The sequence below is a fragment of the Veillonella sp. T11011-6 genome (assembly GCF_002959755.1).
GTDB lineage: Bacteria > Bacillota > Negativicutes > Veillonellales > Veillonellaceae > Veillonella.
The window spans coordinates 88,670-113,551 of the sequence record NZ_PPCW01000003.1; the positions used below are offsets into that span (position 1 = coordinate 88,670).

Annotated in this window: 19 protein-coding genes; 16 read left to right on the forward strand and 3 right to left on the reverse strand. The window is 40.9% G+C overall.

Annotation, left to right across the window (positions count from 1 at the left end):
• The first annotated feature begins 54 nt into the window (after nt 1–54).
• Nucleotides 55–1,308, forward strand: coding sequence for a C4-dicarboxylate transporter DcuC (gene dcuC / locus VRHSUH10_RS04475; RefSeq protein ID WP_105089610.1), 1,254 nt, complete (start codon nt 55–57; stop codon nt 1,306–1,308).
• A gap of 163 nt (nt 1,309–1,471) precedes the next feature.
• On the opposite strand, the gene VRHSUH10_RS04480 is transcribed toward dcuC, so the two are convergent.
• Both VRHSUH10_RS04480 and VRHSUH10_RS04485 read right to left on the reverse strand, forming a co-directional pair.
• Nucleotides 1,472–2,650: an MFS transporter gene (locus VRHSUH10_RS04480; protein WP_105089611.1), complete on the reverse strand. Its 1,179-nt coding sequence runs from the start codon at nt 2,648–2,650 to the stop codon at nt 1,472–1,474.
• 49 nt (nt 2,651–2,699) lie between these two features.
• Nucleotides 2,700–4,913, reverse strand: coding sequence for an SEL1-like repeat protein (locus VRHSUH10_RS04485; RefSeq protein ID WP_105089612.1), 2,214 nt, complete (start codon nt 4,911–4,913; stop codon nt 2,700–2,702).
• A 590-nt stretch (nt 4,914–5,503) separates the two neighbouring features.
• Here VRHSUH10_RS04485 and VRHSUH10_RS04490 point away from each other — a divergent pair.
• From VRHSUH10_RS04490 to trpA, 6 genes are all read left to right on the forward strand, one after another.
• Nucleotides 5,504–6,973 (forward strand): anthranilate synthase component I family protein, encoded by a 1,470-nt coding sequence (locus VRHSUH10_RS04490; protein ID WP_105089613.1) that lies wholly within the window; start codon nt 5,504–5,506, stop codon nt 6,971–6,973.
• Nucleotides 6,973–7,539 carry an aminodeoxychorismate/anthranilate synthase component II gene (locus VRHSUH10_RS04495; RefSeq protein WP_105089614.1) on the forward strand — a complete coding sequence of 189 codons (567 nt, stop codon included), beginning with the start codon at nt 6,973–6,975 and terminating at the stop codon, nt 7,537–7,539. The genes VRHSUH10_RS04490 and VRHSUH10_RS04495 overlap by 1 nt, the downstream gene beginning before the upstream one ends.
• 534 nt (nt 7,540–8,073) lie before the next feature.
• The gene (trpD, locus tag VRHSUH10_RS04500) at nt 8,074–9,084 is read left to right on the forward strand and encodes an anthranilate phosphoribosyltransferase (RefSeq protein WP_105089615.1); all 1,011 of its coding nucleotides are present in this window, start codon (nt 8,074–8,076) and stop codon (nt 9,082–9,084) included.
• Between the two features lie 3 nt (nt 9,085–9,087).
• Nucleotides 9,088–10,614: an indole-3-glycerol phosphate synthase TrpC gene (trpC, locus tag VRHSUH10_RS09590; RefSeq protein WP_105089616.1), complete on the forward strand. Its 1,527-nt coding sequence runs from the start codon at nt 9,088–9,090 to the stop codon at nt 10,612–10,614.
• Nucleotides 10,615–10,786: 172 nt separating this feature from the next.
• The gene (trpB, locus tag VRHSUH10_RS04510; RefSeq protein ID WP_105089617.1) at nt 10,787–11,980 is read left to right on the forward strand and encodes a tryptophan synthase subunit beta; all 1,194 of its coding nucleotides are present in this window, start codon (nt 10,787–10,789) and stop codon (nt 11,978–11,980) included.
• Complete coding sequence (gene trpA / locus VRHSUH10_RS04515) at nt 11,973–12,764, forward strand: tryptophan synthase subunit alpha (RefSeq protein ID WP_105089618.1); 792 nt, start codon at nt 11,973–11,975, stop codon at nt 12,762–12,764. The genes trpB and trpA overlap by 8 nt, the downstream gene beginning before the upstream one ends.
• A gap of 138 nt (nt 12,765–12,902) precedes the next feature.
• Here the strand turns inward: trpA and VRHSUH10_RS04520 are convergent, their stop codons facing one another.
• Complete coding sequence (locus VRHSUH10_RS04520) at nt 12,903–13,193, reverse strand: hypothetical protein (RefSeq protein WP_105089619.1); 291 nt, start codon at nt 13,191–13,193, stop codon at nt 12,903–12,905.
• Nucleotides 13,194–13,358: 165 nt separating this feature from the next.
• Between VRHSUH10_RS04520 and VRHSUH10_RS04525 the strand changes: the two genes are divergently transcribed.
• The 9 genes from VRHSUH10_RS04525 to tnpA all read left to right on the forward strand — a co-directional run bounded on the left by VRHSUH10_RS04525 (nt 13,359) and on the right by tnpA (nt 24,736).
• The gene (locus VRHSUH10_RS04525) at nt 13,359–14,282 is read left to right on the forward strand and encodes a DUF805 domain-containing protein (protein ID WP_105089620.1); all 924 of its coding nucleotides are present in this window, start codon (nt 13,359–13,361) and stop codon (nt 14,280–14,282) included.
• 1 nt (nt 14,283) lies between these two features.
• A complete protein-coding gene (locus tag VRHSUH10_RS04530) occupies nt 14,284–14,853 on the forward strand; it encodes a DUF805 domain-containing protein (protein ID WP_105089621.1) in 570 nt (189 codons plus the stop codon).
• Between the two features lie 217 nt (nt 14,854–15,070).
• On the forward strand, nt 15,071–15,706 hold the full coding sequence (locus tag VRHSUH10_RS04535; RefSeq protein WP_105089622.1) for a DUF805 domain-containing protein: 636 nt from the start codon (nt 15,071–15,073) through the stop codon (nt 15,704–15,706).
• A 101-nt stretch (nt 15,707–15,807) separates the two neighbouring features.
• Nucleotides 15,808–16,338, forward strand: coding sequence for a DUF805 domain-containing protein (locus VRHSUH10_RS04540; RefSeq protein WP_105089623.1), 531 nt, complete (start codon nt 15,808–15,810; stop codon nt 16,336–16,338).
• 425 nt (nt 16,339–16,763) lie between these two features.
• Nucleotides 16,764–19,598, forward strand: a complete 2,835-nt coding sequence (ileS, locus tag VRHSUH10_RS04545; RefSeq protein WP_105089624.1) for an isoleucine--tRNA ligase — start codon at nt 16,764–16,766, stop codon at nt 19,596–19,598.
• 693 nt (nt 19,599–20,291) lie between these two features.
• Nucleotides 20,292–21,422, forward strand: coding sequence for an inverse autotransporter beta domain-containing protein (locus VRHSUH10_RS04550; RefSeq protein WP_105089625.1), 1,131 nt, complete (start codon nt 20,292–20,294; stop codon nt 21,420–21,422).
• Between the two features lie 24 nt (nt 21,423–21,446).
• Nucleotides 21,447–22,712, forward strand: coding sequence for an inverse autotransporter beta domain-containing protein (locus tag VRHSUH10_RS04555; RefSeq protein ID WP_105089626.1), 1,266 nt, complete (start codon nt 21,447–21,449; stop codon nt 22,710–22,712).
• 62 nt (nt 22,713–22,774) lie between these two features.
• Nucleotides 22,775–24,025 (forward strand): inverse autotransporter beta domain-containing protein, encoded by a 1,251-nt coding sequence (locus VRHSUH10_RS04560; protein ID WP_105089627.1) that lies wholly within the window; start codon nt 22,775–22,777, stop codon nt 24,023–24,025.
• Between the two features lie 246 nt (nt 24,026–24,271).
• A complete protein-coding gene (gene tnpA / locus VRHSUH10_RS04565) occupies nt 24,272–24,736 on the forward strand; it encodes an IS200/IS605 family transposase (protein WP_038125930.1) in 465 nt (154 codons plus the stop codon).
• Nucleotides 24,737–24,882: the final 146 nt, after the last annotated feature.

Genomic DNA, 24,882 nt, shown 5'->3' on the forward strand with positions numbered 1-24,882 from the left:
GTAATAGAGTATTGTTAGCCGTTTTAAGTTGAAAGTACACGGATTGGAGAGAATATGGTTATTGCTGGTATTGTTATCGTAGTGGCGACGTTTATTGCCATTATTAAACAGTTTGAAACACGGCTCGTTTTATTGCTATCGGGCTTATTAATGTGCTTTATTGGTGGGCAACTTGGTGCTGGTACGACAGCCTTTGTAAAAGAACTTACAAATCCAGGTCTTGTACCAACCATTTGTACAGTACTTGGTTTTAGTTATGTTATGGAATATACAAAATGTACAGAGCACATGGTATATTTCATCTCTGCAGGCCTTAAAAAGATGACTAAAATCATCATCCCTGGTGCTGTTATTATTACGTTCTTGATCAACATTGCGTTGCCTACTGCAGCAGGCTGTGCAGCTGCTGTGGGCGCATTGCTAATTCCTGCATTGATTCGCTCTGGTGTGCATCCTGCCATGGCAGGCTCTGCTATTTTCTTAGGAACTTGGGGTAGTGCATTGAGCCCAGGCCTTATGTTTAACCCACAAGTAGCACAACTAGCCGGTGAAGACGTAATGACCGTTATTGCTAGCTTCTCTATGCAAGCTATAATCGGCATTGTAGTAGCGGCGATCTTGCTCAATATCGTAGCTATCGTTAAGAAGGAACATACAGGGTATGTATTGAAAGATGCTAACGAAGAAGAAGGCAAAGAATTCAAGGTAAATTACTTATATGCCATCATCCCAATCATTCCTCTTGTATTACTCGTACTTGGTAGTAAACAAGTAGCAGTGATTCCAGAGATTTCCGTTCCTGTGTCCATGTTAATTGGTACGGCTATCGGTATTATTGCAGTACGACCTAATGTAACAGATGCAGTTAAGAAATTCTTCCGTGGTACTGGCGATGGCATGTGCGATGTAGTTGGTCTTATGGCTGCAGCAGCGTGCTTTACAGCAGGTATGCAATACATCGGCCTTACAAGTGCACTCATTGATGGCATGAAGAACTCTCAACAAATTGCTCAAATCGGTGCTGCCTTTGGTCCATTCTTATTAGCTGTTATTTCTGGTTCTGGTAATGCAGCAGCCCTTGCGTTTAACGGTGCGGTAACACCTCATGCAGCTGACTTTGGCTATGGCATTATGCAACTGGGCTCCATGGCCCAATTAGGTGCTGGTATCGGTCGTAGTATGAGTCCAGTAGCAGGTGCAGGTATCATCATTGCCGGCCTTGCTGGTATCAATCCTATGGAAATGGCAAAACGTAATGCTGTACCATGTATTATTGCTACAGTAGTGATTATGCTATTGTTACTATAATTAGATAACATGTAGTTGTGCAACTATAATGATATAAAGTTAAACAGCTTAAAGCTTTTAAATTTAAAATGCATAAGAAAAGAACCCCATTATGATTAACATCATGAAGGGGTTCTCTTTATATTGTAGAGTTATGTGGTTCTATTTATATTGTAAATTTCTATTATTTTAGTTTGAAACCAATCCATAGAGCGGAAATAATAAATAAGCCACCACTAACCCAGAATAGTGTAGTAAAGCCTAGCCATGCCATAAGGCTAGCACCGCCGACAGATCCTAAGAAATAGCCAAAGAATAGACAGGATTGATTATAGGAGAATACTTGGCCTGTAAATTCTCGAGGTGTTTTGGAAGATAGGTAGGTGTTTAAAGCTGGAAGCATACCACCTAAACCAAAACCTTGTAGGAATCTGATGATGGCAAGTTGATATACATCAGAAACATAGGCTTGAGGGATATTTAAAACCCCTACATAGATAAGAGAGACTACTAACACTTTACGGGGGCCAATTTTATCGACTAATTTACCTAGTGGAGAGCTACTCATAAGTTGAGCAATACCCATAGCGGAGAATACGGCACCTGCAATAAATGCGAGATTTTCTGTGTCGCTAGGAACGATTCCTTTAATATATACGGAGATAACAGGTTGTAAGGACATAATACATATTGCGTAGATAAAGGAGGCTACACATAATGCGACAATGCTATTAAATTCTGGTATTTGCTCTTTTAACTTGCGGATGGAAAGTTTTTCAGGATTAGGCTTTGGTACATAATTTTCATGGATGAATATAGTAGCTAGCACACCAGCTAAACCCATGAGCGTACCGACGATGATGAAGTCATTACGAATGCCTACTGTATCTGCAATATATCCACCCAATAAAGGCCCTATTAGTGAACCTGCAAGATTGGCAGAGGCTAATAAACCTAAGGCCCAACCTGTTCGTTCAATAGGAGTTTCCGACGCAATCAAGGTGATTGATGCAGAGTAAAAGCCACTCACAAGACCTTGGATTAAACGAATTAGTACGACTCCCTCTGGGGTTGTTTGAAAGGCAATCAAAGCATTACATAAGGCCATGCCAAAGCTAGATCGTATTAATGTAATTTTTCGACCTTTTTTGTCCGCCACACGCCCCCAAAATGGTGCTGCTAAGCAAACGATTATGTAGGTTGCACCGGTTGCTAAACCAGACCATAAGGACATTGCTTCTGGTGTTTGGACGCCTAAATCGTGAAAGTATAAAGGCAGGATTGGAGCTAGCTGACTTACACCAAAGGCTGTACAGAATACACAGACTAAACTGATGTATACCGTTCGTTTCCACGTTTCCAACGTATTCCTCCTTTCTTAGTCGTAGTATGTTCTTAATAAAATAATACTCTTATTTTTGTTTTATTTCATCCCAATCACTTAAATCCGGTAGTTTGTTGCTTGTTATAGATTCCTGAATCCAGTAGTTAATGGAGGTTAAGTTGCAAGATTCTCGTTCGAAGACATATTCGTTGTCCTCGTCTACAGTGGCATAGAGTTGAATGCGTAAGTTTTTACCTTTTTTGCGCTCGATATAATAGCTAATGCATTGATCATCAATGCTAGAAGGGCGAACCGAAATCATATCATACTTACCATTCGCTACGCCTTCTAAGGCATCCTTAATCATTTGATTTGAAAATTCATATTGATTGAGGTAGAAAATATCGTTGTCGCAAGTTAATACGTATTCCCGAGGAGGCGTAGTGTTTTTGTACTCTTTCTCCCAACTTTCATCAATAACAGGCAATGTAGCATGATCATAGAATTCCTTAATTAAAGCGAGACCTTCAGGAATGGACATCTCCTTGAAGTATCGTATTTCGTATACCGTAGGCTCCAAGGTTTCATCGCGTTCCGTTGGATTGTCAATATAGCCATATAGATAGATGGTACAAGCATTTTTATCTTCATTGTGGAACATAACGATGCTGTACACATCGTGAATAACGTTTCCTATGGATTGGCGATTATCATAGATGATAAAGCTGAGATATTTTTGTGTATCCCATTCCCGTTGAATGAAATTCCAGTCGTATTTATTCGTGCGCCAACCAGTTGTAGAGTCCTCAAAGATTTCTAAGACGTCAACAGAGTTTTGCGGCCAAGCAGGTGGCATAGGATTGCACGTTGTAGAAGATTGTGTGACACCTTCTTTGTACTGATAATGTCCGTTAACGAGTTCAAAGGCGTCTAATCGTTCAGATGCTTCGTCAGGAATTACCAACGGTTCACCAGTACCAAAACAATTATCAGTTCTTGTGTTGAGACGGTTGATGCTTTCACGAGCATGCTCGTAGAAGGTAACGGCTAGGTCTAACTCCGGCTTTTTGGTAATGGCACCAGTTTCGTAGCAATAGCCCGCTGCCAGTTGCCATAGATGGTCCGCATAGTCATAACTGCCGTATCTATCGTAACATTTGCTAGACTGATCAACGCACTCTACGGCGGTTTCTATGGCAGGGGTATTACCTTTTTTGAACGTAAATACATAAGCGAGATATGGCCAAAGGCTATCGAGACTGTAAATAGCTGGATGTTGCAATAAGTGAGCAATGCGAGACCAGTCTTGGGATTGCCCATCGATGTTCAATGTACGAAGAATGATGGCTTGCATTGTAACATAAGCGTGGTCATTAAAGTCTAAATAATCTGGGCTTATAGCGGCACGTTCATAGTATTTGAGGGCCTTTTGAATATCTTGAGGGATTCTTTTGTGAGACTCACCTGGTTTCGCATAATATTCAGCAGCTTCACGCAAGCACAGGCCATTATTCATGGCTGCGCCGCGCTCAAAATACTCGAGAGCTCGTTCATGCTCTCCACGCGACTTACATATATCGCCTGCTAAATACATCATGAGTGGCAAACCTGCTGCAGCCCCTTCAAAAATGACTTGTTCTTCCATTGCCCTATTATTTTGCTCGGCATAGGTAAGGCGCAAGTTGCGGTACGCAATGACAAGACCTGCCGCTGCAGATTTATGTAACCATTGCTGCGCAATGGCCGTTACTTTATTTGCCAATCTACGTTGATCTACTTGTACAAATAAAGATTTTAAAAAATGGACAACACCAGATGGTTCACCTTCATTAACTATCTTTCGTGCAGATGGCAAGAGGCGGTAATCGCCCCATTGGAATACATTGGCAATGGCGTAGGCACAGTAGGAACAACCTTTTTGGGCGCCCTCATAGACGCGCTGGAATGCTTGGTCCTTCGTCATAGGCAACTCTTTTTCAATAGTTGGCGTGAGGGCACCAGAGGTACGCATAGCTTGTAAAATAGCGATGGCACTGCCTTTGCGAATAGCCGTATGTAAATAACTATACGCCTTTGTGTCATCCTCAGGAAAGCCTGCTTCAATCCAGGTGAACTGAGGGCCAGAATAGACGCGTGCCAAAATAGCGTACACATCGCCAATACCAGGAATCTTTTGGCCTTCCTCGTCAAGTTTCACAAGTGCGTCAAGCTCAGCTTTGCCCGCCCAAGCTATATCTTTATTACACTGGTGGAATATTTTATTGAAAGACTGTTGTATTTGATCAGTGAAATAAAAACTCATGCTCTCTCCTCCGCATAATAATCAGTAAAACCTGATAACATATGTAGTTTCAGTATACTATTAGTATTTAGAGGAACACAATATAAATATTCTGAATTTGGAGGGGACTAGGGAAATCAGTAATTGGATTATATATGGGTATTAGGTGATGAACGAATGTAAGGATAAGGTGAAAGTTGAGATTTTTCTTGACTTTCATTCTATAGAAATATTATAATCAGATTATAATTTTATACTCGCCTAAAAGAAACCGATGAGGTGGAGATAAAAATAGGAAATGCACTCACAGAGAGCGGGATTAGCTGAGAACCCGTAGTACGCAGCTTATTAAATGGACCACCGAGGGCGCATGGAACAGAATGAATTTCATTCCTAGTATGGTGCGACGTCACACGAGCGTTAGTCGTGAGGGATATGTTAGTATCCTGCGAAAGAGGAATGCGCTGCATTCAAACAAGGTGGTACCGCGATTTATAGCATAATACAAGTATTTTCTAATACTCTTGTAAAAATAGAACTATAGACTCGTCCTTGACGTTATATTGTCATGGGCGAGTTTTTTTATTGGCCAACGCCAGATGGAGGTTCTCATGATTTTTCCTAGTCTTGACCGTGTGAAAGCTATCGCACCGGGCTACGATATCGTGCCTGTATATATGGAAATTTTATCCGACGTACGCACACCGATTAGCGTGTTGAAAGCGTTAAAACAAGTGAGCAGTCATACGTACTTGCTTGAAAGTGCGGATAATAGTAATCATTGGGGCCGTTACTCCTTCTTGGGCTATGATCCTAAGATTGAGCTCTTCTGCAAAAATCATCAAATGACTATCAAAGACGGTACAACACGTACCTTTGATTGTTCAGACCCAGCTGCAGAGATTCGCAATATTTTGAGCCAATATAAAAGCCCTCGCTTAGAAGAATTACCAACATTCACAGGCGGCTTTGTAGGTTACTTTGCTTGCGAATATATCCGCTATATCGAGCCAACCCTCGATTTCCCAACACCAGATGATGACCCTGCTATGGTCAACGATGTAGACCTTATGCTCTTCGATAAGGTAATCGCATTCGACCATTACAAAAACAAAATCTACCTGATTGCTAACATCAGCACAAATGATTTGGAACGTAACTACAACAAGGCTGAGCTTGAACTTAAAGCATTAGCTGATCTCGTAGTAAACGGCAAAGAGGCGGACATTCCAAAAGGCATCCTTAAAACAGAGTTCACTTCTGAATTTACAAAGGACGAGTTTGAAGCAGTTGTTAAAAAGACACAGCATTACATTAAGGAAGGGGATATCTTCCAATGTGTTGTATCTAACCGCCGTGAAGCTGAGTTCGATGGCAGCTTGTTAAATGCATACCGCGTATTGCGTACGTTGAACCCATCTCCATACATGTTCTACCTATCTGGTGGCGATGTAGAGCTTACAGGTGCCTCTCCAGAAACATTGGTAAAATTGACGGATGGTAAAATGTACACCTTCCCAATTGCAGGTACTATGCGCCGCGGTAAAACCGAAGCAGAGGACATCGCTATTGAAGAAAAACTCATTAACGACGAGAAAGAGTTGGCTGAACATAACATGCTCGTTGACCTTGGCCGTAACGATTTAGGTAAAATTGCTAAATTCGGTTCCGTACAAGTAGAGGCGTTACATATGTTGCAACGTTTCTCTCATGTTATTCACATTACATCTACTGTAAGCGGTGACATTCAAGACGGTAAAGATGCTCTCGATGCTATCGGGGCTACATTGCCAGCTGGCACATTGTCCGGGGCTCCTAAAATTCGCGCTATTGAAATCTTACACGAACTAGAAAAAAGCCCGCGCGGTGTATACGGCGGCGCTGTAGGTTACATCGACTTCTCTGGTAACATGGACGTATGTATCGGCATCCGTATGGCTATGAATAAAGGCGGTAAGGTTTATGTTCGCGCTGGTGCAGGTATCGTTCGTGATAGCGTACCTGCAAGCGAATACAATGAAACTTTGATGAAAGGCCAATCCATGATTTCCGCAATTACAGATGCACAGGAGGTAGAATAATGGTACTCCTTATAGATAATTACGATAGCTTCTCCTTCAATTTATACCAATTAGTAGGCTCTATCGATCCAGATATTAAAGTCATCCGCAGCGATGAATTAACAGTTGAAGAAATCCGCGCGTTGAAACCAGATTACGTGATACTTTCACCAGGACCTGGCAGACCAGCTGATGCGGGCGTATACGAAGATCTATTGCGCGAATGCAAAGGTGAGTTCCCAATCCTCGGCGTATGCCTTGGTCACCAAGCCATCGGCGAAGTATTCGGTGGCACCGTTTCCTATGCAAAACAAGTTATGCACGGCAAACAAAGCGTAGCCAAACAAGTGCACCCATCCAAAATCCTTAAAGATGTACCTGAACAATTTGAAGTAGCACGCTACCACTCCTTGGCGATTATTGACGAAACCATGCCAAGCGAACTCATCGTTACATCCATTACCGACGACGGCGAAGTAATGAGCGTAGAACACAAAGACTACCCAATCTATGGCGTGCAATTCCATCCGGAATCTATCATGACGCCGAACGGGGAACAAATGATCCGCAATTTCTTATCTAAGTAGTACTGTGGACCGGCATTTGCTTTAAATACCTTAGTAGTCGAGCTAGTGGCCCTAAAGCCTCCACTGGCCAGGTCTATCCCTTCGGGATAGGGCCAAAGTCGTTTTATGACCACCATCTCGACTAAACCTTAATTTAGATCCAAATGCAGTCCTATCATTACCATAAATAAAAAATTGCAAATCATCATAAGGGAAGAGAACGGCTACGCCGTTCTATACTCCCACCCTCTATAAAGAAATGACCTGTGCGTTACTCCATATAATGCGCAGGATCATTTGAGAGATATTGAATTGTTGTTCATTTTATTGCGATTGGGACGGTGAGTAGGGCATATAAAAGATTAAATGTCATAGTGTTTATGTGAGTTCACGGGGTTCTAGGCCCGACTTTGGCCCTGCGAAGGCCGTAGGCCGTAGTCAGACCCGGCCAGTGGAGGGCATAGGTCCACGTGAATCACATGTAGTATTAACGCAGGTATATGCCCTATTATCGTTGAACCGAAGTAAAATGAACAACAAGTAAGGAGCTATAAAATGATTAAAGACGCATTATATGCAGTAACTCATGGTCAAGATTTATCCTACGACCTTGCTAAAGATACAATGAACAAGATTATGAGCGGCGAGGTAGCCGAGGTTCCTATGGCTGGCTTCTTGTGCGCTTTGGCAGCGAAAGGCCCTACTGTAGATGAGGTTACAGCCTTTGCTGAGGTTATGCGTGAGAAGGCAGGTTCTGTACCTCATGAAGGTACTGTTGTAGAAATCGTAGGTACTGGCGGGGACGAAGCGAATACGTTCAACATTTCTACTACATCTGGTTTCATCATTTCTGCAGCAGGTATTCCTGTAGCAAAACATGGTAACCGCAGTGTATCCAGTAAATGTGGTGCTGCTGATTTAATCGAAGCATTAGGCGCTAAATTAGAGCTTAATGGTGAACAAAATGAGGCAGTCCTCAACAAAGCAAATATGTGCTTCATGTTTGCTCCTGTATACCACCAAGCTATGAAATATGCAGGCCCTGTACGTAAAGCGTTAGGCGTTCGTACTGTATTCAACATTCTTGGACCATTGGCGAACCCAGCAGGTGCTACTGTGGAGTTGATGGGCGTGTACGATAAATCTTTGGTAGAACCATTGGCTCGTGTATTGGCTAATCTTGGCGTTAAACGCGGTGCTGTGGTACACGGCTTCGATGGCCTTGATGAAATTACAGCTACCAACAAAACGTACGTATGCGAAATTAATAATGGTACTTTCACAAGCTACGAATTCGATCCTAAGGACTATGGTTTCGAATACGCTGATAAAACTGAGCTTGAAGGTGGCGACGCAACAGCAAATGCTGAGATTACACGCCGCGTTCTCGGTGGTGAGCAAGGCGGTAAACGCACCGCAGTTCTTCTCAATGCTGGTATGGCGATTTACCTTGCAAAAGAGGGCCTTACATTAGCAGAGGGCATTGAAGAGGCGAAAAACATGATCGACTCTGGCAAGGCGCTTGCTACAATGGAACAGTTTGTGAAAGCAACACAAGAGGTATAACCATTGATTTTAGATAAAATTGTAGAGGCTACTAAAGTTCGAGTGGCCAAAGAAAAAGAGGTGGACACGCCTGAGGCTGTGAAAGTAGCGGCCTTAGCGTTACCATCGGATACAGGATTTCCTTTTGAAGCAGCACTTCGTCAGCAAGACTTTAACTTCATTTGTGAAGTAAAGAAGGCATCTCCATCAAAAGGCATCATAGCAGAGCACTTCCCGTATTTAGACATCGCCAAAGAATATGAGGTTGCTGGTGCAGCAGCCATTTCTGTACTGACAGAGCCAGACTTCTTTAAAGGTGATAAAAAATACTTACAAGAAATTGCTAGCACTGTAAAAATTCCTGTATTACGCAAGGATTTCATTATCGATGAATACCAAATCTACCAAGCAAAGGTATGGGGCGCTAGTGCAATCCTCTTAATCTGTGCATGCCTCGATGTACCAACATTGACCAAGTTCCGTAAGTTAGCGGACTCTCTTGGCTTATCTTCTTTGGTTGAGGCTCATGACGAAAAAGAAGTACAAATGGCTATTGATTGCGGTGCCCGTATTATTGGCGTTAACAACCGTAATTTGAAAGACTTTACTGTAGATGTACAAAATAGTGTACGCTTGCGCAATCTCGTTCAAGACGATGTGATCTTTGTATCTGAAAGCGGTCTAGAAACGCCAGAGGATATCCAAGTGTTGCGGGATAACAATATTGGAGTAGCCTTGATGGGGGAAACGTTTATGCGTTCTCCTAACAAGGTTGAAAAGTTGGCATATCTCTATGGGCCCACATACTACACACCAAAGGTTAAGATGTGCGGTATTTCTAAGGTGGAAACAATCCCTGCAGTAGTAGAGGCAAAACCAGATTACATGGGCCTTGTATTCGCACCAAGTAAACGGCAAGTGACGGTAGACCAAGCTAAAACATTAGTGGAAGAACTACATAAGCAATATGCAGATAAATACGATACAGATGTAACACAATGCAATGATGATACAGTACAAGCTGGAACAGTAGGGATTAAAGCATCAGAAAACGTGCAGATCTTTGAAGAAAATACTAATTCTGACGCTATTAAAACGGTAGGTGTCTTCGTCAATGAAATACTAGATAACCTCGTTACAATTGCTAAAGAAGCCAATCTTGATGCGGTGCAATTGCACGGCGATGAAGATGAAGCTTTCATCCAAGCTCTCAAAGAGAAAACGGATGTAGAAGTTTGGAAGGCTGTTCAAATCCGCAGTGCTGCAGATGCAGAGGCGTGGATCGATAGCAGTGCGGATATGCTATTATTTGATGCGTACCACAAGGACGAGCGCGGCGGTACGGGCGAAGTATTCGACTGGTCTTGCTTAGATGAGTTTGAACGTCCCTTTATGCTCGCAGGTGGTATCGACAGTACTAACGTGGCACGTGCTATCCGCACAGTTCGCCCTTATGGCATAGATATTAGTAGCGGCATTGAAACAGATGGCGCGAAAGACGATGAGAAGATTAAAGCTTTCACAAACATCGTGAGAACCATAGCTCACTAAATGTTGAGAGAATAAGGTCTATTATAGGCGAGTAATCATAGAAAATACATAAATCTAAGATATAATAATATTTTAGACACATCCGATGGAATTCATCGATTGTTGAAATCGATGCCAATAGTAACGCTATATAGGCGTGCTAGCAGGAATGGTATATGGAAAGGTAAGTTATATGAGTGAACAAAGACATGGTTATTTTGGCTCCTTCGGTGGCCAATTTATGCCAGAAACATTGATGAATGCAGTCATCGAATTGGAAGAGGCATACAACAAATACAAAGATGATCCTGATTTCGTGCGCGAACTTGAGGATTTACATAAAAAATATACAGGTCGTCCATCCCTTTTATACTATGCAGATCGCATGACAAAAGACCTTGGTGGTGCCAAAATTTATTTGAAACGTGAAGATTTGAACCATACTGGGTCTCATAAATTGAACAATGTAATCGGTCAAATGTTATTGGCAAAACGGATGGGTAAAACTCGCGTTATTGCTGAAACTGGTGCAGGTCAACATGGTGTGGCAACGGCTACTATCGCTGCGTTGATGGGCATGGAATGCGAAGTATACATGGGCGCTGAGGACTGTGAACGTCAAGCACTTAACGTATATCGCATGGAATTATTGGGCGCTAAGGTGCATCCTGTAACAACTGGTACAAGCACATTAAAAGATGCTGTATCCGAAGCGATGCGCGAATGGACAAACCGTATGTCTGATACGCACTATGTATTGGGCTCTGTTATGGGTGCTCATCCATTCCCTATGATCGTTCGCGATTTCCAATCCATCATCAGCCGCGAAGCGCGTGAGCAAATCCTTGAAGCAGAAGGCAAATTGCCAACAGCTGTTATGGCTTGCGTAGGCGGTGGCTCCAATGCGATGGGCATGTTCTATCACTTCATTCCTGATGAAGGGGTTCGCCTCATCGGTTGTGAAGCAGCTGGTCGTGGTGTTGATACAGAGGAACATGCAGCAACAATCGCAAAAGGCTCTGTGGGTATCTTCCATGGCATGAAATCTTACTTCTGCCAAGACGAAGATGGTCAAATTGCTCCAGTATATTCTATCTCTGCAGGCCTTGACTACCCTGGCATCGGTCCTGAACATGCGTACTTGCACGATAGCGGTCGTGCTGAATACGTACCTGTAACGGATGATGAAGCGGTGGATGCATTCGAATACTTGTCTCGTTTAGAAGGCATTATTCCAGCTATTGAAAGTGCTCATGCAGTGGCACATGCTCGTAAAATTGCTCCTACTATGAGCAAGGACGATATCATTATTATTTGTTTATCTGGTCGCGGTGACAAAGACGTAGCGGCTATGGCGAAATACAGAGGGGTGGATCTTCATGAGTAAAATTAAAGACGCTTTCACAAAGGGCAAGGCATTCATCCCGTTTATCAGCGCTGGTGATCATGGCATCGAGAATACAGAACGTTATATTCGCGTCATGGTGAAAGCTGGCGCCGACATGGTAGAAATTGGTATTCCCTTCTCTGATCCAACAGCGGAAGGTCCAGTTATCCAAGAAGCGAGCACACGCGCATTATCTACAGGCGTAAAAATTCACGATATCTTTGATATGGTGCGTCGTTTGCGCACAGGTGAAGATGCAGTGACTATCCCACTCGTGTTCATGACCTACTTGAACCCAATCTATGTATTCGGTCGTGAAAAATTCTTTACCCTCTGCGAAGAGGTTGGTATCTCTGGTGTTATCGTGCCAGATATGCCGTTTGAAGAAAAAGGTGAACTCGCTAGCGTTGCTAATAAACATGGTGTTGAAGTGGTATCCTTGATTGCTCCTACATCTGAAAACCGCATTGAAATGATCGCAAAAGACGCAGAAGGCTTTGTATACTGCGTATCTTCCCTCGGGGTTACAGGCATGCGTAGCGAAATCAAAACGGATATTAAATCCATCGTTGAAACCATTCGCAAATATACAGATATTCCTGTAGCCGTTGGCTTCGGTATTTCTAAGCCAGAACAAGCGGAAGCAATGGCGCGCGTATCTGACGGTGCTATCGTGGGCTCTGCTATCGTTAAAATCGTTGCAGAACACGGTGAACATGCTGACCAAGCGTTATTTGACTACGTACAATCTATGAAACAAGCTGTGCTAAAAGCTGACGCATAATAACAGCTACCGCATAATAAAATAGATAATACAATACATACTAAAAAGGACGTTATACATGTGTATAACGTCCTTTTTAGGTTAGTTAGTTTAGTTATGTGTTATATGACTGGATAACCAGTTATGAAAGGGGAATGATTAGCCATTTGTAGATTCGGAACGTTGATGTTGTTCACTGCGTTTAGCAGTGGCATTTTTATCATGTTTTTCACGTTCAGAAATTTTGTGTTTTCTATGTTTCTTTTGATCTGGTTTGAACCATGGATGAGCACTGCTGTCTACTGTACCATCATCGTTTTTTTCCATGCGATGGTTTTCACCAATTTTGAAGTGGTAATCTTTAGCTTGAGCCACATTAGCACCAATGCCTACTGTTAAGAATGCTGCCAAGCTGGCCATAGCTACTATTTTAGTCAATTTAGCGTTCATAAGTATATCTCCTACACAAACTTAATTGCACGAATTTTAGTTGTAAAAAATATATTATTAGTATAGAGAAAATTAATGAATAAAAAATGAAAGTTGTGGTTTGGAAAAGCATAGTATAATAGTAATATCTAAGTTTGTATCATATCTAAATATAGTAGGAGTTTTATGAAACAGAGAGTATATGAAATCCTCTATCGCGAGCTAGTAGAAAACTATGCAAATGGTAAAGGACGAACAACTACAGCGGACTTTTGGCTTACCATAAGCGCTATGACCTTTATATACAGTCTAGTTACATTCATAACAGGTCTTGCGACCTTCATACCTTATGGGTTTTTATATGCCATATCCTTAGGGGGCGGCGTATTGACGGCATTGACGGTATTGTTTACATTGCCGACCATTATGCTCGTTGCAAGACGGTTACGAGATTCCAATAATGATCCAACATTGATGATTCTTATTTTTGTTCCTTTTATTGGATGGTTGGTTTTGCTCTACCTATTATGTAAACGGTCGGCTTCAACACAAGAAGTAAATGTAACTAATGAACAGATATCTGTAGAATCTAGCATAAGCAAAAATCGGTCTGTTTCGGGTGTCTTCATCGTGGCTATCCTTGTTTTAGGTTGGATTGCTAGCAGTGTAGGGACCTCTATGATGGGGCATAATTATATGGTAGAAGAAACAGCCTTTGGTAATTTAGGGCAGGGGGCTTTTACCAAAAAAGCAAACCGTTTACTAAATAGTGATTCTGCTACAACAGAAGGCTATCTAGTTGTAAAAGAGTATTACCAAGCGCTGGTTAACGGAGACTATCACAGTGCCTATCGTGAGTTGAGCAGTCGTGAAATGGAACGGTATGGTACCTTTGATCTCTGGCAGCAAGCTAAGGCGAAGGAACAACGTTCTGCTGTAGAATCTATACGATTGGATTATGTGTCTCAAGATGTTGATGATGATGTAACGGTGGATTATATCGGATATAGAGTGGACTTTGTAGATAAAAAACCATCTATGTTAGTACGTTTATATAACGTGGGTAACGGCTGGAAAATCGTTGGTTTTGAAGAGTTTGAGGAGGACTAGTATGGCATCTGTAAATGTATACGATTTAAACTATACCGATGCCTTCGTGCTAGGCATCAAAAACTACGCTAATTTTAAAGGTCGTGCGAGCCGTAGTGAATACTGGCGGTTCATGGCTGGAATGATGATGGTTCAAGGAGTGCTAGGGGTTGTAGCGATCCTCTGTAAAGGTGTGGGTCTCTATAATTTTGAGTCTATAATTGACACGATTACTCTATTAGTAACTCTGTTTTTCGTGATTCCTAATATTGCCATCACAACGCGACGTATGCATGATATTGGGCGCAGTGGCTGGACCCAGATAATTTCCTTTATTCCAATTATTGGGTTATTTATATTCTTAACCTATGAATTGAAACGTGGCGATGAAGGGGAGAATGGTTACGGTGAAAGAACTGCCTATATTCCTATTACTACTAGTATAAGTCAATCCACGGGTCTCGAAGAAACTCCATCTCGAAAACAAGACTGGATTATGGGTATTACCATCTTTGTTCTTCAATCCATCGTCTTTGGTGATACTATCGGTGATATATTATGGTATGGCATTAATGCCAATGGCTATATATAGTAATAACCTGTATCAAATAGCATACTTATTATTTTATTTTATAAAAGTTTAACAACTCCTTTATAGACAATATAACACTTTGTAGTAAAATGAAATCAAGATGAATTCAAAAATATAGATATGATTACTTCAAAACATATCTAAGTTACTATATGTGTTAAAGCAACAGGACTTTATGAGCTTCACTGTTTCCTGCTGTGGATGGAAGGAGTTTATTATGAGACCTTGTCCATATTGTGGACATGAGGTGTTAAAAAGTGAACGATACTGTCCAAACTGTGGACGTATCCGCAAAGCACCTATTTCGTTAGATAAGTATAGTCTAGGCATGATTGAAAACTTTAAACAATGCTTTGTTTATAAATACGCTGACTTTGAAGGCCGTGCTAGCCGTAGCGAATATTGGAATTTCTTTTTGATGTACCAATTGCTATTTGTAGCCATTCTGTTTACCTGTGCGTTCTTGAGCTATATTAGTCCGCTCTCTAGTGCCGTTGGCGTAGGCTTCGGGCTAGTTATTCTTGTACTTATGTCCGTTGTTATGGTCATTCCTGGCGTAGCTGTTGCAGTACGACGCTTGCACGATCAAGGCCGTTCTGGCGGACTTGTGTTTATTGGTGTTGTTCCTGTCATTGGTACAATTATATTGTTAGTATTAATGGCTCTTCCTGGTGAAAGCCATGACAATCGATTCGGATCACCAACAGGCCGTGTTGTTCTAACAAAACAAATGGCCCATGAAATTGGCTTAATAGATGCGACACCTACTACAGGCCTTACGGCAGGACTACTATGTGCTATCTTTGTGCTATGGTTCCTAGTAGATCGATTGTTAATGACTAGTGCAATGTAGAAATAAAATACATATACAAATAACAGCCTCTTGCATGGTGCAGGAGGCTGTTTTGTTGTATAATAAATTAATTTCAATTTGTCATTTTATAGGAGAGAATTATGACTGATTTAAACATTAAAAATTTGGCGTATGTTGATAACTTCAAGCACTCTGTAGTTGGTAATTTTGTTAATTTTAGTGGTAGAGCAAGCCGCAGTGAATATTGGCGATTTGTAGCGGTTTCAGTTGTCATAGGTTTTGTATTTAGTGTATTAAGATTTATTTTTGGTAATACATTCTTGGGATCCCTCTTTAATTTATTATCCTTTGCTTACACTTGTGCTGTATTCTTACCGTATACTGGTATTGCAGTTCGTCGTTTACATGATATAAATAAATCTGGATGGTTTTTGCTACTTCCATTTGTTCCAATCATCGGTCTTGTATATGTCATCTATTTATTGGCTAAACCGGGTGATGTAGGCGATAACCAATATGGTTCTCCAACAAGCTATGAAACAATTACAGCTGAAGAAGCTGCTCGTACGGGCCTCAAAGAAACACCATCTGAAAGCATGGACCAAAAAGCAATGATTGTGTGCCTCTGCCTTTGGGTTCTTAATATTTGGATATCCTTTTTAGCACTATAATAGAAAGTTTAGTTATATGAATATGCCACCTTTATTGGAACATAATAAAGGTGGCATTTTTATGTGTTACATCTATAAATTTAAACTATCTATACAGTTGACAATTCCCCCTAATGAGACCTATAATTATCTATTATATGAATATTGCGTTGAAAAAGACGGCATGTCTCAGACGGATTTAGTAGAGACCAAACTCATGGGCTGAAAGGTTTGGAAATCTAGAGATTTGCGGATCACTTTGGAGCAAGCAGGAACCCTGCCGGTGAACACCGTTATATGTCTAAGTGGCTTTCACAAAATGAAGCCTAGTTATTTCGTATGCTCGGAATATTCTAGCTTTCACAGAAGGTCAGTAGGGTGGTACCACGGATATTACGTCCGTCCCTTCGGGGACGGGCGATTTTTTTATGTAAAAGGAGCACATCATGGATTACGGTAAGACGTTACATTTGCCTGAAACAGAATTCCCAATGCGCGGCAATTTGCCTAAGCGCGAACCAGAAATCTTAAAGTTCTGGGAAGACAACAAAATTTATCAAAAACGTTTGGAATTGCGTAAAGACGCAAAACCTTTCATTTTGCATGATGGCCCTCCATATGCGAACGGTAAATTGCACATCGGTCATGCCCTCAACAAAACGTTGAAGGACATCATCATGAAATACAAGACTATGACTGGTCACTATACACGTTATATCCCTGGTTGGGATACACATGGTTTGCCAATCGAGCATGCGGTTATTAAAAACACTGGTCTTAACCGTCATGAAATGGCTCCATTGGACTTGCGCAACAAATGTAAGGAATATGCATTAGAATGCGTAGAAAACCAAAAACAAGACTTCATTCGCTTTGGTGTATTAGGCGAATGGGAACGTCCTTATTTGACATTGCGCCCTGAGTTCGAAGTAAAACAACTTGGTATCTTCGGCGAAATGGCAAAACGCGGCCATATCTACAAAGGTCTTAAAACTGTATACTGGTGTACGCACTGCGAAACTGCATTGGCAGAAGCAGAAATCGAATACGCTGAGAAAAAATCCTTCTCCATCTACGTAAAATTCCCTTACGTGTCTGAGAAAAAGGTGACATTGCCAGCTGGCGTAGATCCAAAACAAGCATATTCTGTTATTTGGACAACTACTCCTTGGACAATGCCTGCCAACGTAGCTATTTCCGTTAATCCTGACCTTGAATATGGCTGGGTAAAAGTAGGCGACGAATACTACTTGATGGCCACTGAACTCGTTGATGCAGCTATGAAAGATATCGGCATCGAAGACTACGAAATCGTAAATCGTTTCTCTGGCGCAGACTTAGAATTGGCTGAATTCAAACATCCATTCGTAGAACGCACATCCACTGTATTGTGTGGCGATCATGTAACACTTGAAGCAGGTACTGGTTGCGTACATACAGCTCCTGCACACGGTGAAGACGACTTTAACATCGTTATGCGTTATAACAAGGAAGGTAAAACTGAACTTCCTATAGTATCCCTTGTTAATGAAACTGGTAACTACACTAAACAAGTAGATGACAACCGTTATGGCGATACTGAATTCCCATTGGCTGGCGTAGAAATTCACGATGCAGAAGTGCCTGTAATCAAAATCTTGGCGCACAACAATGCATTGCTTCACAAATCTAGCTTGCGTCACCAATACGCTCACTGCTGGCGTTGTAAAAACCCTGTAATCTACCGTGCCACAGAGCAATGGTTCTCCTCTGTAGATGGTTACCGTCAACAAGCTCTAGATGCGATCGACAATCAAGTACAATGGATTCCTAAATGGGGCCATGACCGTATCTTCAACATGGTTCGCGACCGTGGTGACTGGGTAATTTCCCGTCAACGTATTTGGGGCGTGCCAATTCCTATTTACTATTGTGAAAGCTGCGGCGAGCACATCATCAACGATGATACTATCAAAGCATTACAAGAAAAAGTAGCTGTAGAAGGCTCCGATGCTTGGTGGGCTCACAGTGCAAAAGAATTATTGCCAGAAGGTTTCAAATGTCCTCATTGCGGTCATGATGAGTTCAAAAAAGAAACAGACATCATGGACGTATGGTTCGACTCTGGTTCCTCTTGGGCTGGCGTACTTGAAGTTAACGGTTTAGATGTACCATGTGCTATGTACCTTGAAGGTTCTGACCAACATCGCGGCTGGTTCAACTCTTCCTTGTTAACTGCAGTAGCAACAACAGGTAAAGCACCATACAACTCCGTATTGACTCACGGTTTCGTTGTGGACGGCGAAGGTCGCAAAATGTCTAAATCTGTAGGTAATACAGTAGCACCAAGCGACATCATCGACGTATACGGCGCCGACGTTATGCGTTTGTGGGTATCCTCCGCAGATTACCAAGCAGACGTACGTTTGTCCAAAGACATCGTAAAACAATTATCCGAAGTATACCGTAAGATCCGTAATACATTCCGCTTCTTATTAGGCAACTTGGATGACTTCAATCCAAACACTGACAAAGTGGCTTACGCAGATATGTCCGAATTCGATAAATGGGCATTGTTGCGCTTAGAAGAAGTACGTCAAAAGGTTACTGAAGCATATGAAAACTATGAATTCCACATGTTGTATCATGCAATTCATAACTTCTGTACAGTAGACTTGAGCTCCATCTACCTTGATGTAATGAAAGATACTATGTATGCTGAAAGCAAAAACAACGTAGCTCGTCGTTCTGCTCAAACAGCTATGTATGAAATCTTGAAAACATTAGTAGCAATGGTATCTCCAGTACTTTCCTTCACAGCAGAAGAAGTTTGGAAATACATGCCTAAAGAAGAAGGCATGCCTGAATCCGTTATGCTTCAAGATTGGCCACAAGGTCATCCTGAACACTTCAACCAAGAATTGGCTGATAAATGGAACCAATTATTAGACTTGCGTACATCCGTACAAAAAGCATTGGAATTGGCTCGTCAAAACAAAACAATCGGTCACCCATTGGATGCATCCGTTACAGTATACGCTGAAGGCGCTGCATTCGACGCATTGAACGCTCTTGGTAAAGACGGCTTGGCTAAACTCGTTATCGTATCCGAAGCTCACATCGTAAATGGCGCTGCTCCAGCAGAGGCTGTAAAAGACGAAGAAACAGGCGTTGCAACAGTAGTTGCTCCATCTGAACTTGAAAAATGTGAACGCTGCTGGATCCACCGCGATACAGTAGGCAAAGATAGCGAACACCCTACACTTTGCCATCGCTGTGCAGAGGTTGTTAAATCTCTATAATCTGTAAATAAGAAACCCTTCTCTAACACGTTAGTTAATTTCAGACTAAGGTGGAATAGAGAAGGGTTTTTATTTTGTTTTGATAGGTTTGCTTTGACTGGTTGGTATTATTGTAATTATATTATGATTCGAAGTAGGTACAATAATTACATTGTTTTATAAACTATTAAAATTTTATAGAAAATTATGAATTCATTGCATGCTATCTTTCTCATAAAACTATCTATAGTAATTACTACCTTCTTATTTTCCTCATGAAAAATTAATGTGTAAAAATTTACTCATTTCATATTAAACTTAATATCCTAGTTTAAGATGTTTATAGTTAGTTTAGTTATTGTGCTTATATGAGAAGGAGGAAGAGCAATGGTAGCAACTATCGTTAAAGCAATTTTGGCTGCACTTACTGGTTTAGCAAACGCAATCTTGCCTTTATTCAAATAACAATTTCATTCCCCAGAAAAAAGACCACCCAGCTTGCGGGTGGTCTTTTTCTTATGCTTGAAAATAGAAATCAATTTGTAACATAATGATTTAGAGAATCTTTAAGTGTCGTTTAACTATAAGGCGTTATATTGACTATAGAAACAAGCATACCTATAATGAAGATGAATTAACCATGAAATGAACGTGAAGAACGGGCAGTATAGTGTGGTTTTATTTCTTATGCAAAACGAGGGGAGCGTATAAGTCATGAGAAGAAACATAATTATTAAGGCGTTGGTGTTAGGGGCTATAGGATGTGCGTTTAGTGCTATAGGTTTTGCAGCAGATGTACAAAATGGACATGGCCAAGGTATTACAGATTCTACTACAGAAGTAAATGGGGCTAAGCATGAAGCGGTTCGTTCTAGTTGGTTGGATCGGACAGATATTACTGTAGGAGCTCAATCAAATGTGGGGACTCAAGTTTCGGTAGAAACATTACAACCCTTAACCCATTATGATGAAAACTCTAAATCAGTTCTATTCGTACAAGGTGGCATCGGTAAAGGCGGACAAGAGGATCAAGCTAGCTATTTCTCTGGTGGCAATGGGGGATATTGGTATCCATACAATCCAGTTACTAAAAAAGGCGAACAACGGTATAGACCTGAAGAACATCACAATACTAAATCATTGGGAGCTGTTGCTAATGTCGGATTAGGCTATCGTATTCTCAGTAAACATGAACATGCGTATGTAGGTGTGAATACGTTCTATGATCATTCCTTCTCGAAAAAATATAACCGTATCAGCGGTGGCTTGGAATATGTATCTGGCCTTAACGAAGTTCGCGCTAATATCTATAAAGGATTAAATAGTACAAAATCTGAACCTTATAATGTACCTTTATATGAAGGTTATTTTGAATTCTTGTTAGATGGTGGCACTGCAGGTTATACAGTTTACAAGTCTCAAAAAGCATTGTCCGGATATGATGTAAGCTATGCGCGCACCTTTAAGAATGCTCGCTGGGCACGTGCTTATGTAGGTGCTTATCATTGGAATGGCTTAGGCGCCACAACACATGGTGAAGGTCCTGCCTTAACTCTTAATGTTGGTAAAAGCCACGGCTGGCAAGCTGGTACTACATTACAACTTACACCACATGTTTCTCTAGATGTAGGGTATACATCAGATAATAACAACTCTAGTGGTGCCTATGGTTTTGTTAAATACACATTAGGTACATCCAAGTTTGCTTGGCATGGTGGTAAGCATAGTGATGATACTATTACCAATGCACGGGCTAGAATGTTAGATAAAGTAGATCGCAGTCCGATGCGAGTAGGTAATACCTATGAAGAATTCTGGATGGTAGTACCTTATGATCACTTATAAAGGCTAGTGGGGAGACAGTAATATATGATAAGCAAGTTAGTATTTAGAGCCATGGTTTTAGGTGCTGTAGCATGTGCATTTAGTGCTACAGGTTTTGCAGCAGACGTACAAAATGGACATGGACAAGGTATTGCAGATTCTACTACAGAAGTGAATGGGGCTAAGCATGAAGCAGTTCGTTCCAATTGGTTAGATCGAACAGATATTGCCGTAGGTGTTCAAACTGGTGGTACATCTGATTCGCATAAGGGGATGTTCCCTAGTGATTATAATAATAACTTTTACAATACAAAATCAGATTACGGGAATATCACTAAAGCCTATATAGAAACATTGCAACCTATTACTCATTATGATGAAAATTCTAAGAGTGTTGTGTTCATACAAGGTCGTATCGGACGTGGTGGTGAGAAAATCTCCTCTAAAGAGGTAAGAGGTTATTTTACCCCAGACCTTGTAATGTCACCATTTGGATTTGATGTTTTTACGGAAATCAATACAGATGAAAAAACATCTGAGTCGTTAGGAACGGTTGGTAGCTTAGGTGCTGGTTATCGTATTCTTAGTAAACATGAACATGCTTATGTAGGTGTTAACGCTTTTGTAGATCGTGCTTTCACAGGAAATTACAATCGTATCAGCGGTGGTGTAGAGTATGTGAATGGACTCAACGAAGTGTATGCCAATGTGTATAGAGGCCTTGGTGATAAGGAACTCGTAAAAGGCGGTGGCGGTAATCCATATCCTAAACGGTTGTATCCTAATGGCTATCCAGATACATTCCCATACAATACCATCCCTAGTGAAAATTATAATACCTATGTAGGTGGTGGCGTGTTAGATGGCTATGAAATAGGGATTGTAAGGTCCTTTAAAAATGCACGTTGGGCTCGTGCCTATGTAAATGGTTATCGTTGGAACGGCAATGGATTTAGCCATAAACAAGAATATAATTGGGGACGTCCAGGTCATTGGTCTGTGCCGTGGTTTACTACACGAAATGCTAACCATTATAAAGGCATTAAAATCGGTGCTGAATTACAGTTGACGCCACATATATCCTTAGATATTGGGTATAACAATGCTAATAATATGTCGAAAGGTATGTATGGTACTCTTAAATATACATTAGGTACATCTAAATTTGCCTTCTGGGGTGGTAAGCATAGTGATGATACGATTACTACAGCTCGCTCTAAAATGCTAAATAAGGTACGTCGTCAAGACATGATTGTAGAGTCCTTTGATGACATTGAATACGATTATTTGGCGCCAATAGATCATTTATAATACCACTGTAGTTTAGATTATAGATATTAAATAAGACATGTAATAATAGGAAAGTAATTTATATGAGCAAGACATTAATGATAAAAGCAATGGTTTTAGGTGCTGTAGCATGTGCATTTAGTGCTACAGGTTTTGCAGCAGATGTACAAAATGGACATGGCCAAGGTATTGCAGATTCTACTGCAGAGGTGAATGGGGCTAAGCATGAAGCCGTTCGTTCTAGCTGGATGGATCGCACAGATATCGTAGTCGGCGTTGGTATGAAAAAGTCTGAAGAGTCGAGTAGTCATCACTTCCATGATTTTACAGTTTGGGATAAGTACCCTCTTATTGGGACATCTGATAAGTCTAAGTCTACAGAACTCAATAAGCTATACATTGAGACATTACAACCTATAACCCATTACGATGAAAATGCTAAAAGTGTTGTCTTTGTACAAGGTCGTATTGGACGCAGTGGAGAAAAGATATCCTCTAATAAATTAAATAATTATTGGGTTCCAGCTAGACCTGCAGGGACGTTTACGGTATATAATGGGCAAACAGATAAGGAAGAGTCCTTAGGTGTAAATGCTAATGTTGGTGTAGGGTATCGTCGCCTTAGTAAAGGTGAGCATGCTTACGTTGGTGTCAATGCATTCTATGACCATGCATTTAAAAATGGATATAAACGTGTTAGTGGTGGCTTAGAATATGTGGTAGGGCTTAATGAATTCCATGCCAATATTTATAAAAATTTAGGATCTAATGAAAGAAAATATATAGGCCTTCATGGGCGAACTGATACATGGTATGATCCTACAGGATTGTATCCATATGGAATGGATCCTGATCAAAGTCTTTATGATTATGCTAGGGTTGATTATGAAAATCACTGGGCTCTAAGTGAAAATACTGTAGCTAGAGGTTATGATATTGGCTATGCTCGAACATTTAAAAATGCTAGATGGGCTCGTGTCTATGCAGACTATTATAACTGGCGTGGTAGAGAGGCTGTAAAAGTAGGGTATTATAAATTACCTAAACGCGATGCTATTAAAGGCTTTAAAGTGGGGGCAGAATTCCATATTACACCACATCTTACTCTTGATGCGGGTTATAAAACAGCGTCTCATCATTTGAGTGGTCCTTATGCAACTTTGAAATATACAATCGGTACATCCAAGTTTGCTTGGCGTGGTGGTAAACATAGTGAAAGTGCCATTACAACAGCTCGCTCTAAGATGCTTGATAAGGTACGTCGCAGTGATATGGTTGTACAAGAAACTGTAGAAGAAACTTATGATCATGGCGTTGTCGATGTAGGCTTATAGGGGCTTTTGCGTACATTATCCTCATGATCATTTATAATAGTTTAGCTTGTTCATAGTTTATAAAAAAGGAGCTAGTACATTTTATGTACTAGCTCTTTTTATGTTTGTACGCCGAATAGGCATGACTAAACCCCCAGTTAAACTGGGGGTCGGTAAAAATTCTTAGAGAAAAGGAAAGAACCTCCTAATGATAGAATGAAGTTGGTCTGGCAACCACAACATTTCAACATAGGAGGTTCAATGTCAATGAATGACGTAAAAAGCTTATCACATAGTAAATGGAGATGTAAATATCATATTGTTTTTGCTCCAAAGTATAGAAGACAAATAATTTATGGTCGGATAAAAGCTGATGTAGGTAAAATCTTACGAGATTTATGTAAGAGGAAAAATGTAGAGATTATAGAAGCGGAATGCTGTCCGGATCATATTCATATGCTAGTAACGATACCACCACATTTAAGCGTATCGAGTTTTATGGGATATTTAAAAAGTAAAAGTAGCCTCATGATATTCGATAAACACGCAAATTTAAAATATAAGTATGGAAATAGACATTTCTGGTGTAGAGGATATTATGTGGATACGGTAGGACGATATGAAGGAGCGATAAAAGAGTATATTCGCAATCAACTACAAGAGGATATAGCGCAAGATACATTAAACTTTAAAGAATACACCGACCCGTTTACGGGTGAGCCAGTAAAATAGGCAAAATAAAAGCCCCCGAGTAGGGGGCAGCCAGTGGTAATAGAGTGGTTGTCAGATCATTCAATGCCCTCTTTAGAGGGCCACCACTAGAGAAAGACCCTTATAGGGTCAGAGCAAACCACCCGTTCTACGGGTGGTTATGATTT

Coding starts and splice junctions, on each gene's coding strand:
- dcuC (WP_105089610.1), top strand. CDS start 55: ATGGTTATTGCTGGTATTGTTATCGTAGTGGCGACGTTTATTGCCATT.
- VRHSUH10_RS04485 (WP_105089612.1), bottom strand. CDS start 4,913: ATGAGTTTTTATTTCACTGATCAAATACAACAGTCTTTCAATAAAATA.
- VRHSUH10_RS04490 (WP_105089613.1), top strand. CDS start 5,504: ATGATTTTTCCTAGTCTTGACCGTGTGAAAGCTATCGCACCGGGCTAC.
- VRHSUH10_RS04495 (WP_105089614.1), top strand. CDS start 6,973: ATGGTACTCCTTATAGATAATTACGATAGCTTCTCCTTCAATTTATAC.
- trpD (WP_105089615.1), top strand. CDS start 8,074: ATGATTAAAGACGCATTATATGCAGTAACTCATGGTCAAGATTTATCC.
- trpB (WP_105089617.1), top strand. CDS start 10,787: ATGAGTGAACAAAGACATGGTTATTTTGGCTCCTTCGGTGGCCAATTT.
- trpA (WP_105089618.1), top strand. CDS start 11,973: ATGAGTAAAATTAAAGACGCTTTCACAAAGGGCAAGGCATTCATCCCG.
- VRHSUH10_RS04520 (WP_105089619.1), bottom strand. CDS start 13,193: ATGAACGCTAAATTGACTAAAATAGTAGCTATGGCCAGCTTGGCAGCA.
- VRHSUH10_RS04525 (WP_105089620.1), top strand. CDS start 13,359: ATGAAACAGAGAGTATATGAAATCCTCTATCGCGAGCTAGTAGAAAAC.
- VRHSUH10_RS04530 (WP_105089621.1), top strand. CDS start 14,284: ATGGCATCTGTAAATGTATACGATTTAAACTATACCGATGCCTTCGTG.
- VRHSUH10_RS04535 (WP_105089622.1), top strand. CDS start 15,071: ATGAGACCTTGTCCATATTGTGGACATGAGGTGTTAAAAAGTGAACGA.
- VRHSUH10_RS04540 (WP_105089623.1), top strand. CDS start 15,808: ATGACTGATTTAAACATTAAAAATTTGGCGTATGTTGATAACTTCAAG.
- ileS (WP_105089624.1), top strand. CDS start 16,764: ATGGATTACGGTAAGACGTTACATTTGCCTGAAACAGAATTCCCAATG.
- VRHSUH10_RS04550 (WP_105089625.1), top strand. CDS start 20,292: ATGAGAAGAAACATAATTATTAAGGCGTTGGTGTTAGGGGCTATAGGA.
- VRHSUH10_RS04555 (WP_105089626.1), top strand. CDS start 21,447: ATGATAAGCAAGTTAGTATTTAGAGCCATGGTTTTAGGTGCTGTAGCA.
- VRHSUH10_RS04560 (WP_105089627.1), top strand. CDS start 22,775: ATGAGCAAGACATTAATGATAAAAGCAATGGTTTTAGGTGCTGTAGCA.
- tnpA (WP_038125930.1), top strand. CDS start 24,272: ATGAATGACGTAAAAAGCTTATCACATAGTAAATGGAGATGTAAATAT.